The organism is Anaeromyxobacter sp. SG66, from assembly GCF_022690805.1.
Classification (GTDB): domain Bacteria; phylum Myxococcota; class Myxococcia; order Myxococcales; family Anaeromyxobacteraceae; genus Anaeromyxobacter; species Anaeromyxobacter soli.
Genome location: NZ_JALCZC010000133.1, coordinates 1 through 10163, shown reverse-complemented (window position 1 = coordinate 10163; position 10163 = coordinate 1). Strand labels below are relative to the sequence as shown.

Here is a 10163-nt window from a genome sequence, read left to right as displayed (position 1 = left end):
CGGCGAGCAGCCGCCCGCGCCGACCGAGCCCCCGCCGCCACCGGGTCTCGCCCCGGGGGACATCGGCCCCGGCGGCGGCCCGATCGACGGCGTCCCGACGACGCCGGTGCCACCTCCCGACGCCGGCACGCCCGCCGCGCCTCCCCCCACGCCCCCGCCGCCCATCGCGAGCCCGTGCGAGCTCTCGGTCGGGCTCGACGGCGGCCCCGCGCTCGAGGCGACGGCGGCGCGACACCCCACGCCTGCGTGGGAGCACCGTCCCGCCGCAGGCATGCGGCTCCGATGGGACGGGGTCCTCGACGCGGACGGGAACCTCTACTGGACCGAGCTCGCCGACGACGGCACGGGCGAGGTCGTCTCCGCCACGCGCGCGGGCCGGGTCCGCTGGCGCGCGCCCGCCGCCCACCTGGCCGCGCACGTCGCGCTCGTCGCGGACGGCGTCGTCGCCGTGCTCTCGCAGCCCACGATCGAGCCGCTCGGCGTGCCCGGCACCGCGCTCGAGGCGTTCCGCGCCGCGGACGGCGCGCCGCTCTGGACCCGCGACGTGGTCGCGGACGCGGCGCCGCTCGTGCCGGAGGCGGCGGGCCCGGCGCGCGCGTACGTGGGGGAGACGCACCCCGCGGCGGCGGACGGGGTCCTCTTCCTCTCGCTGACGGCGCTCGGAGCGGACGGCTACCAGTACCCGGGCGTGCTCCGCGTCGACCTCGAGAGCGGGAAGCTCGTGTCGCGGCGCGCGTTCGAGGGGGCGCGCACGATCTGGATGAGCTCGCCCGCGGCGATCGCGCCCGACGGCGCGCTCCTGTTCTCGGCCAGCACGGACGTGGTGGGCGCGACGGTCTACGCCACCGCGCCCGACGGCGGGGACCGCTTCGCCATCGCGCAGCCGAGCGATCACGCGAGCTGGCTCGCGAACGTGTCCGACCGGTTCGCCTTCGTGCAGTCGTTCCCGGACAGCCGCTTCCTCCCCGACGGCGGGCCGGCGTACGTGGACTGGCTCCGCCTCGAGGACGGGGCGCGGGCCGGCCGCGCCACCGGCGTGTCCGGCGAGGTGCTCTCGGCGGGAGGCTTCGCCTACGCGTTCGGCATCGGCACGGTCGCGCGCCTCGACCTCGACGGCTGCGCCGTCGCCTGGCGGCGGACCCTCGCCTCGGAGCCGCCCTCCGATCGCTCGACGCACCCGCACCTCACCACCGCGGTGACCGCGGTGACCGCGGACGGCGGCGTGCTGGTGCTCTCCGAGCTCGACGTCTATGGCGCGTCGTCGCTCGACGTGACGCTCGGGACCGCGGCGCTCGTCGCCCTCGGCCCGGACGGCGTCGAGCGCTGGCGCGCGGAGCTGCCGGTGGATGCGCTCTACGGGGGACCGGGCGCGCTCCACGGCGGCCGCTGGTTCGTCGCCCCGCTCCTGCCCGACCGGTCCACGGCGGTGCTGCGCGCGTTCGACGTGGGGATCGAGGGCGCGGAGCGGGGCTGGATCGCGCCCGACGGCGGGTTCGCCCGCGCGCGGCGCGCGAGGTAAACCAGGGAGTCGCGCCCGCGCGGATCGCGGATCAGGATCGGTCGCTCAGGCGATTCCGCCGGCGGGGTGGACGATGTGGATCCCGTCCTCCTGCCGCTGCATGTGCGGGCGGCTGATCCAGCGGCAGCGGCCGCAGAAGCTCCGCGCCTCGCCGTCCGTCACGCGCACGTCGAGGTCTCCGCCGCACAGCAGGCAGCCGTTCGGCAGGCGAAGGTCCTTCGAGTCGGTCGTGGGCGCCTGTGGCTCGTGCCTCATGCCACGACCGTAAGACCTGATCGTGGCTTGGCAAGTCGGGCGCACCGCTTGGCCCGCCCCGTCGGGAGCGTTGGGGACGAGGGGACGCTCGCCGGCGCACCTCGGGCGCTGCGCGCGGGCCGTCTCGCTCAGGCGACGGCGCGCCCCACGGCGCCGGCGATCACGCGCACCTGCCGCATGAGCTCGTCGAACTCGCGCGGCGTGAGGGACTGCTGCCCGTCGGAGAGGGCCTTCTCCGGCCGCGGGTGCACCTCGATGATGAGGCCGTCCGCGCCCGCCGCGACGCCGGCGCGCGCCATCGCCGCGACGTGGGCGCGGAGGCCGATGCCGTGCGAGGGGTCCACCACGACCGGCAGGTGCGTGAGGGCCTTCAGCACCGGCACGGCGTTCAGGTCGAGCGTGTTGCGGGTCATGGTCTCGAACGTGCGGATCCCGCGCTCGCAGAGCGCCACCTGGTAGTTGCCGCGCGAGACCACGTACTCGGCGGCCATCAGCCACTCCTTGATCGTGGCGGACGGCCCGCGCTTCAGGAGCACGGGCTTCCCGAGCGTGCCGAGCTGCTTCAGGAGCGAGAAGTTCTGCATGTTGCGCGCGCCGATCTGGAGGACGTCGGCGTACTCCGCCACCATCGGCAGCGTCTCGACGTCCATCACCTCGGTCACGACCTTGAGGCCCGTCTCCTCGCGGGCGAGCGCGAGCAGCTTCAGGCCCTCCTCGGCGAGCCCCTGGAACTCGTAGGGGCTCGTTCGCGGCTTGTAGGCGCCGCCCCGGAGGAAGCGCGCGCCGGCCGCGCGCACCGCGTGCGCCGCCTCGAGCAGCTGATCCTTCGACTCGACCGAGCACGGCCCCGCCATGATGGCGAGCGCGTTCCCGCCGAGCGGGACGCCGCCGACGTCGATGACCGTGTCCTCCTCCTTCACCTCGCGCGACACGAGCTTGAAGGGCTGCGAGACGCGCAGCGCCTCCTGCACGCCGGGGAGCGTCTCGAAGAGCTCCGGCTCGAGGCCCCCCTTGTTGCCGGTGATGCCGATGGCGACTCGCTGGGCGCCCGGGATGGGGTGGGCGGAGAGCCCGAGGGAGCGGACTCGCTCCACGACGGCGGCGACCTCGCCCTCGCTGGCGTGCGGCTTCATGACCACGAGCATCGGAACCTCCGGCAGGGAATTCCGAGTCTTAGCGCGTGGGAGCGACCCACTCAAGGACGGGCGCGCCGCCCGGACCCCGCGCGGCCGGTGAGGCGGGCGACCTCGGTCCTCCCCCGTACGGACCCGCTCGTCAGGTGCGCCCCCCTGCCGCCGTCCGTGCGGCGTATTAGACTGACCTTCGGGAGGCGCTCCGTATGAAGCTCCTTCGGATGATCCGGCGGGCGGCGCGGCAGGTGGACGAGATCGCGGCGGCGCTCGAGCTGCCCGGGACGGCGGACCGGATCGAGAAGCGGACGGACTTCGCGCACTGCCCGCGCCCGGTGCTCCTGCTGCACGGCTTCTTCGCCTCGCGTCGCACCTTCGACATCCTCGAGCGGCGCCTGCGGCGCGACGGCTACGGCGTCTTCTCCCTCCGCCTCGGCGGCCTCGGCGGCGCCTTCAACACCCGCGGCATCGACGACGTCGCGGACCTGGTGCGCGCGAAGGTCGAGCGCATCTACGCCCGGAACCCGGGCATGGGGCCGCTCACGATCGTCGGCCACTCGAAGGGCGGCCTCGTCGCCGCCTACTACGTGAAGCGGCTCGGCGGCTGGCGGCGCACGCGCGCGGTCGTGACGCTCGGCACCCCGCACCACGGCACGCCCCTCGCCTACCTCGGCCTGCCGCTCGGCGGGGTCTCGCGCTCGGTCTGGCAGATGATGCCCGGGAGCGCGTTCCTCGAGCGGCTCCACGACGGCCCGTGGCCGGCGCAGGTGCGCCTCGCGTCCATCTGGTCGCGCCGCGACGGGTGGGCCCCGTTCCCGAGCGGCGTGATCGAGACGCACGGGCTCCCGCACCTCGTGAACGTCGAGGTGAAGGGCGATCACCGGACGTTCGTGACGGGGAAGCGCGTCTACGAGGTGCTCCTCCGCGAGATCCGCGCCGGCGAGAGCGAGGCCCCGGTGATGCGCGGCCCGCTCACCGCGATGCGGGGCGGCCGCGCGGAGCGCGCCGCGAACGGCGCCCGCAAGGAGCCGGGCACCGACGCCGCCTGAGCTCGCGGGGGCCGCGCCGTTCGTCGGACGGGGGGCTGGACCCGCCCGCAGACGAATTACCTTCGCCCGCTCCGCGCCGCCGCTCGGGCGACGCGCCGCGGCCGGCTCGCGCTACACTCGGGCACGTGCGAGACCGCCGCTTCGACTTCCTCTACGAGCGCGAGAAGCAGCCGGTGAAGGCGTACGTCCTCGAGCGCTTCGCGGGCGAGCTCGCGCGCGAGCTCGAGGCGTGGCCGCCGCCGTTCCTGGACTGGGTGTCCGAGGAGCTGCGCGCGCGCTGGTCGGCCGGCGCGGCGGAGCGGCCGCGCGACGACGTGCTGCGCTTCGCGCTCGAGCTCGCGCGCCTCGACCTCCTCCGCGACTTCGAGGGCGTCGAGCGGCGCCTCGCCGAGGACGCTCACCGGCTGCAGACTCCCGCCGAGGGGGCGGCCCTCCACCTGCTCGTCCGCCTGGTGACCGAGAAGTGCCTGGGCCTGAAGGAGCACGCCGACCGCGTGCGCATCGGCCGCGAGGACCTCGTCGCGATGATCGACGACGTGGAGCGCCGCCTGTTCCGCGTGACGCTGGGCTGATCCCGGCCGCGGAGGAGGCGGCCGACCGGGTTGCCCGAGCGGGCGGCGACGTCAGGATCGGCGCGCGGGGGGCGTCGGGCCCCGGCGACCGGAGAAGACGATCCAGAAGAGCGCGATGACGATCGCCGCGGCGGCGACGATCCAGACCCAGCCGAACCCGGCGCTCGTGGCGGCGGCCGGATCGGCCGCCTGGGCGAGCACGAGGACGGGCGCGAGGAACGCGACGACGGCGGCCAGGACTGCCGACGGACGGGCGAGCGATGGCATGTTCCCTCCTCCCGCGGCCCGAGAGGACGCGGCACGGGCGAACGATGCGCATCGGGGGAGCGCCCGGCACGCGGGGCGCCGGGCGGCGCCGGACGGAGGGCGAGCCCGCCGCGCTACTTCTTCGGCACCTTCTCCCAGTCGGCGAGGAACTTCTTGAGGCCGCTGTCGGTGAGGGGGTGCTTCGCGAGCTGCTCGATGACGGAGTAGGGGATCGTCGCGACGTCCGCGCCGAGCCGCGCCGCCTCGAGCACGTGCACCGGGTGGCGCACCGAGGCGACGAGCACCTTCGTGTCGAAGTCGTAGTTCCGGTAGATCTGCAGGATGTCGGCGATGAGCGCCATGCCGTCCTGCGAGATGTCGTCCAGGCGTCCGACGAAGGGCGACACGTAGGTCGCGCCCGCCTTGGCGGCGAGGAGCGCCTGCACCGCCGAGAAGCAGAGCGTGACGTTCGTCTTCACGCCCTCGTCGGAGAGCACCTTCACCGCGCGGAGCCCCTCGACGATGAGCGGGATCTTGATGACCACCTGGTCGCCGTACTTGGCGTAGGCGCGCGCCTCGCGGAGCATGCCCTCGGCGTCGGTGGCGGTGACCTCGGCCGAGATGGGACCGGGGGCGAGCGCCACGATCTCCTTCAGGACCTCGTCGAACGCCCGGCCGGTCTTGGCGACGAGCGAGGGGTTGGTCGTCACGCCGTCGCACAGGCCGAGGGCGAGGGCCTTCTTGATCTCGCCGACGTCGGCGGAGTCGATGAAGAACTGCATCGTGGGCTACCTCCGGAGGGGCGTCCCATAGCGCACCGGCCCGCGCTGCCGCAAGAGGCGCGAAAGTGCTATATCGCGCGCACCCTCATGGCCAGCCGACCGAAGGCCCGCGTGGTTCGCCTCCCCCGCTCGCGCGCGAAGCGGCCCGCGCACTCCGATCGCTCCCTGCTCGACTATGGCCGGACGGTGCTCGACGCCGAGGCGCGCGCCATCGCCGCGGTGCGCCTCGATGACCGCTTCGCCGAGGCGGTCCGGTGGGTGCTCGGGTGCCGCGGCCGGGTGGTCGTGACCGGGATGGGGAAGCCCGGCTTCGTGGCGCAGAAGATCTCCGCCACGCTCGCCTCCACCGGCACGCCCTCCCACTTCGTCCACCCCGCCGAGGCGGCGCACGGCGACCTCGGCCGGATCACCAAGGACGACGTCGTCATCGCGCTGTCGAACTCCGGCGAGACCGAGGAGATCCTCCGCCTCCTGCCGGCGCTCAAGAAGATCGGCGCGCGGGTCGTCGCCGTGACGCGCGACCGCGTGAACCCGCTCGCGCGCGCCGCCGACCTCGTCCTCGCCATCGGCGACGTCGCCGAGGCCTGCCCGATGGGCCTCGCGCCCACCGCCTCGACCGCCGTGCTGCTCGCGGTCGGCGACGCGCTCGCCATGACCGTGCTCGCGAACCGGCCCTTCGAGAAGGAGGAGTACGCGCTCTTCCACCCCGGCGGGAAGCTCGGCCGCGGGCTCATGAAGGTCCGCGAGCTCATGCGCGGCGCCGAGGCGAACCCGGTCGTGCGCGAGGACCAGCCGCTCTCCGCCGCGGTGGCGCGGATGACCGAGACGCCCGGCCGGCCCGGCGCGACGAGCGTGGTGGACGCGGCGGGCAAGCTGGTCGGCATCTTCACCGACGGCGACCTGCGCCGCCTCGTCGAGCACGGCGAGACCGACTTCACGCGCCCGGTGTCCTCCTCGATGGGCCGCAACCCCCGCACCGTCCGCCCCGACGCGCTCGTGGTGGACGCCGCGCGCGTCCTCCGCCAGGCGCGCATCGACCAGGTCCCGGTGGTCGACGAGGAGGGCCGCCCGGTCGGGCTCCTCGACGTGCAGGACCTCCTCGCCGCGAAGATCCTCTGATGGCGCGCCGCCGCCCCGCCGCCCGCGCGCCCCGCCGCGCGCAGCCTCACGCCGCGCCGCGGAACGCCGCGGCCGGAGAGCGCGCGCTGCGCGCGGCGGTCGTCGAGATCTGCCGCCGGCTCCACGCCCGCGACCTCATCGGCGCGGGCGAGGGCAACGTCTCCGTCCGCCTCGGCCCGGACCGGTTCCTCGTCACGCCCTCCGGCGCCAACAAGGGCTACCTCGCCCCCGGCGATCTCGTGGTGGTGGACGGGCGCGGCGCGGTGGTGACGGGGGGCGGGCGCGCCTCGACCGAGCTCCGCATGCACCTCGCCGCCTACGCCGCGCGCGAGGACGTCGCCGCGGTCGTGCACGCGCACCCCGTCACCGCGGTCGCGCTCACGGTGGCCGGGATCCCGCCGCCGAACGACCTCGTGCCGGAGGCGGCGGTCACGCTCGGCGAGATCGCCGTCGCGCCGTTCGCCACCCCCGGGACCGACGAGGTGCCCGCCTCGCTCGCGCCCCTGTGGCCGCGCCACGACGTGGTGCTCCTCGAGCGCCACGGCGCGCTCGCCCTCGGGCGCACGCTCGACGAGGCCTTTGACCGGATGGAGACGCTCGAGCGCGTGGCGCGCGTGGCGCTCGTGGCGCGGCTCGCCGGGCGGTGCGAGCCGCTCCCCGCCGAGGCGATCGCGAAGGTGCTCGCCGCGGCCGGCCGGCCACCGCGCTAGGGCGAGCGGACCTCGAGCGCCCCGAGCTGCCGGTCCTGCACCCGCGCCAGGGCGAGCTGAGCGGCCAGCGCGCCGAGGAGCGCCATGAACATGTCCCACTGCGTGTCCCACGGGTCTCCCTGCGTCCCGAGGAACGCGTCGGCGGACTGGCCGAGCGAGAGCGCAGCGCCCCACTCCACGAGCTCGTACAGCGCGGAGACGGCGAGCGCGACGGCCGTGACGAGCACGAACAGCCAGCGCCCGCGCCGGAGCGGCGAGGTGCGGAGCAGCACCTCGCGCGCGACGAGCGCCGGGACGAAGCCCTGCGCGAGGTGGCCGAGCCGGTCGTAGGGGTTGCGCGCGAGCCCGAGCGCGTCCTGCGCCCAGAAGCCGAGCGGCACCTCGGCGTAGGTGTAGTGCCCGCCGACGCAGAGGATGGCGGCGTGGATCGCGAGCAGCGCGTACAGGAGCGGCGTGAGCGGGAACGCGCGGCGCGTGGCGACGAGCACCGGGAGCGCGGCGAGGACGGGCGCGACCTCCATGAGCCAGGTGAGCCGGTCCTTGGGGCCGATCCCTGAGACGGCGAGCGCGAGGAGCGCCACCGCGAGCGCGGCCGGGCCCGCGCGCCCCGCCGGGCGAGGGAGGGTGTCCGGGACGGCGGCGTCCGGCGGGTTGGGCGCGGCGGTCGGTGGCATGGCCGCATCGTCCCGTGCAGGAAGCGCTCCGTCAATCTGCACCGGATCCGGAGCCCCCGGCTCCCACGCGCGGAGGCGCCCCGACCCATGCAACGACCGAAGCGAGAGCTCGAGTGCGGCGAGCTGCTGCACGGCCACCCCTGCCCGCCGCTCGCGCTCGGCCTGCGGGCCGGCCACGCCGCGCTCGGCGCGCTCGAGACCCCGCGCGCCGTGGAGCGCGAGCTGTTCGCCATGGTCGAGGTGGGGGGTGATCACTACGGCCAGGGCTTCGCGGACGGTGTACAGGTCGCGACGGGGTGCACGTTCGGCAAGGACCTGATCGTCCGCGTGCCGCACGGCAAGCTCGGCCTCACGCTCGTCGACCAGCGACGCCGCAGGGCCGTCCGCGTCGCCGTGCGCGGCGAGGTGGACGAGGCCCTCGAGTCGAGCGAGTGGTTCCGCGTCTGCGAGGCCAGGGGACAGCCCTGGGCGCCGGTGCCGGACGAGGTGCTGGAGCCGCTCCTCGGCTTCGTGCGCGCGACCGCGGAGGACCGGCTCTTCTCGGTGAGCCCGGTCTTCCCCATGGAGCTCGAGGACGGGACGCCGTCCTTCCGGACGGTGCCCTGCGACGCCTGCGGCGACCGGGTCCTGCTGCCCTACGTGCGGGAGCGCGGCGAGGCGCGGCTCTGCCTCCGCTGCGCGGAGCGGAGGGCCCTCCCGCCCCGCTGAGCCTCGCCGGAGTCGCTCCCGGTCAGTCCGCCGTGGCGCGCTTCCAGGCCGGCCGGCCGCGGAGCCTTAGCACGTACGCGTCGGCCGTCGGCATGCCCTCGAGGCCGCAGAGGAACCTCCCGTACGAGAGGATCGCCGCGACGACGACGTCCACGACCGAGAGCTCGTCTCCGAGGAGGAAGTCGCGGCCCGAGAGCGCGGCGTCCACCGCCTTCGCGGCGGCGTGGAACCGGGCCGCGCTCCGCTCGACGCACGCGCGGTCCCGCTCCGGCTCGGCCTTCTTCAGCTCCGCGGCGAGCGGCGCGAGCGGCGGCTCGAGCTCGGACAGCGCGAAGCACAGCCACTGGTAGGCGAGCGCGCGTCCCGGGGAGCCGGGGGGCGGCAGGAGCCTCCCCTCGCCGTAGCGCTCCGCGAGCCAGAAGCAGATCGCGCCGGACTCGAAGATGCGGACCTCGCCGTCCTCCAGCACCGGCACGTGGCCGAGCGGATGGCGGGCGAGGTGCTCGGGGGTGCGCGTCTCGGCCTTCGCCGGATCGAGCCGGACGAGCTCGTAGGGGATGCCGAGCTCCTCGAGGACGATGCGGGGGCGCGAGGCGCGGGTGCGGGGAGCGTAATAGAGCTTGGGCATGGCCGTCCGTTGTAGCCGCGCGGCCGCGGCCGCGCGAGGCATCATCGGCTCATGCGGGCCGACTGGGCGGCCGCGATGCGCCGCTCCACCTCGCCGGTCGCCATCATGAGACCATCCGTGTAGGGACCGTTCGGCTGCACCTCGCCCACCCGCTTCCACAGGGCGCGCGCTCGCTCGAGCTGACCGATGTTCCCGTTCGCCGTCTCCGCGAGGGCCAGGCCGAGGAAGTACATGGCGTCGGGCTGGTCGGGGATCCGCGCGAGCACCTCCTCGTGGTCGGCGATGGCCCCGGGCGCGTCCCCCGCGAGGAGCTTCGCGTTCGCGCGCTGGATGCGCGCCCCGATGGACGGCTCGAGCGCCGCGCGGTAGCAGAACGCCGCGCCCGCCCCGTCCTTGCGCCGCGCGCGCGCCTCTGCCGCGCGCACGAGCGGCTCGAAGCCGCGCTTCTCGGAGCGCGTGCACTCCTGCTTCACCGCGGGGCTGGGCTCCCTGGCGCGCACGGCCGCCGGGAGCGCCAGGTAGTCCTTCCAGGCCGGCTCCGCGACCGCGATCGCCTGGTCGTACCAGCCGATCGCGTCCGCGTAGCGGCGCTCCTGGTAGTAGAGGTCTCCGAGCGCGCGCAGGATCTCGAGCGGCTTCGGCGCGGTCGCGAGCTGCCCCTTCATCGCCTCGACCTGGGCGAGGAGCTGCGAGGACGACGGGAGCCCCTGCGGCTCACCGGCCCCGGGCGCCGGCGCGGCAGGCGCGCCCGCCGGCGGCGGCGCGGCGGGC

Annotated in this window: 11 protein-coding genes and 2 pseudogenes; 6 read left to right on the top strand and 7 right to left on the bottom strand. The window is 75.3% G+C overall.

Annotated elements, in window-relative coordinates:
- Nucleotides 1–1519 (top strand): annotated as a pseudogene (locus tag MNZ39_RS21535) (hypothetical protein); the annotation flags it as partial.
- 45 nt (nt 1520–1564) lie between these two features.
- Here MNZ39_RS21535 and MNZ39_RS21530 read toward each other — a convergent pair.
- Nucleotides 1565–1774 (bottom strand): hypothetical protein, encoded by a 210-nt coding sequence (locus MNZ39_RS21530; protein WP_242341156.1) that lies wholly within the window; start codon nt 1772–1774, stop codon nt 1565–1567.
- 128 nt (nt 1775–1902) lie between these two features.
- Entirely contained in the window at nt 1903–2919 is a 1017-nt protein-coding gene (gene aroF, locus MNZ39_RS21525; protein WP_242341155.1) for a 3-deoxy-7-phosphoheptulonate synthase, read from the bottom strand.
- A 194-nt stretch (nt 2920–3113) separates the two neighbouring features.
- On the opposite strand from aroF, the gene MNZ39_RS21520 reads away from it, so the two are divergent.
- A complete protein-coding gene (locus MNZ39_RS21520; RefSeq protein ID WP_242341154.1) occupies nt 3114–3953 on the top strand; it encodes a triacylglycerol lipase in 840 nt (279 codons plus the stop codon).
- A 125-nt stretch (nt 3954–4078) separates the two neighbouring features.
- Nucleotides 4079–4525 carry a hypothetical protein gene (locus MNZ39_RS21515; RefSeq protein WP_242341153.1) on the top strand — a complete coding sequence of 149 codons (447 nt, stop codon included), beginning with the start codon at nt 4079–4081 and terminating at the stop codon, nt 4523–4525.
- Nucleotides 4526–4576: 51 nt separating this feature from the next.
- Here the strand turns inward: MNZ39_RS21515 and MNZ39_RS21510 are convergent, their stop codons facing one another.
- A complete protein-coding gene (locus MNZ39_RS21510) occupies nt 4577–4792 on the bottom strand; it encodes a hypothetical protein (protein ID WP_242341152.1) in 216 nt (71 codons plus the stop codon).
- A 113-nt stretch (nt 4793–4905) separates the two neighbouring features.
- Complete coding sequence (gene fsa / locus MNZ39_RS21505; protein ID WP_242341151.1) at nt 4906–5553, bottom strand: fructose-6-phosphate aldolase; 648 nt, start codon at nt 5551–5553, stop codon at nt 4906–4908.
- Between the two features lie 87 nt (nt 5554–5640).
- Here fsa and MNZ39_RS21500 point away from each other — a divergent pair, with 87 nt between their 5' ends.
- Both MNZ39_RS21500 and MNZ39_RS21495 read left to right on the top strand, forming a co-directional pair.
- Nucleotides 5641–6672, top strand: a complete 1032-nt coding sequence (locus MNZ39_RS21500; RefSeq protein WP_242341150.1) for an SIS domain-containing protein — start codon at nt 5641–5643, stop codon at nt 6670–6672.
- On the top strand, nt 6672–7382 hold the full coding sequence (locus MNZ39_RS21495; RefSeq protein WP_242341149.1) for a class II aldolase/adducin family protein: 711 nt from the start codon (nt 6672–6674) through the stop codon (nt 7380–7382). Before MNZ39_RS21500 ends, MNZ39_RS21495 begins: the two co-directional genes overlap by 1 nt.
- On the opposite strand, the gene MNZ39_RS21490 is transcribed toward MNZ39_RS21495, so the two are convergent.
- Entirely contained in the window at nt 7379–8056 is a 678-nt protein-coding gene (locus MNZ39_RS21490; RefSeq protein ID WP_242341148.1) for a DUF2238 domain-containing protein, read from the bottom strand. The genes MNZ39_RS21495 and MNZ39_RS21490 overlap by 4 nt on opposite strands.
- An 87-nt stretch (nt 8057–8143) precedes the next feature.
- On the opposite strand from MNZ39_RS21490, the gene MNZ39_RS21485 reads away from it, so the two are divergent.
- Nucleotides 8144–8764 carry an FmdE family protein gene (locus tag MNZ39_RS21485; protein WP_242341147.1) on the top strand — a complete coding sequence of 207 codons (621 nt, stop codon included), beginning with the start codon at nt 8144–8146 and terminating at the stop codon, nt 8762–8764.
- 22 nt (nt 8765–8786) lie between these two features.
- On the opposite strand, the gene MNZ39_RS21480 is transcribed toward MNZ39_RS21485, so the two are convergent.
- Both MNZ39_RS21480 and MNZ39_RS21475 read right to left on the bottom strand, forming a co-directional pair.
- Nucleotides 8787–9392, bottom strand: a complete 606-nt coding sequence (locus tag MNZ39_RS21480; RefSeq protein ID WP_242341146.1) for a glutathione S-transferase family protein — start codon at nt 9390–9392, stop codon at nt 8787–8789.
- Between the two features lie 41 nt (nt 9393–9433).
- Nucleotides 9434–10163: pseudogene (locus tag MNZ39_RS21475) on the bottom strand (hypothetical protein); the annotation flags it as partial.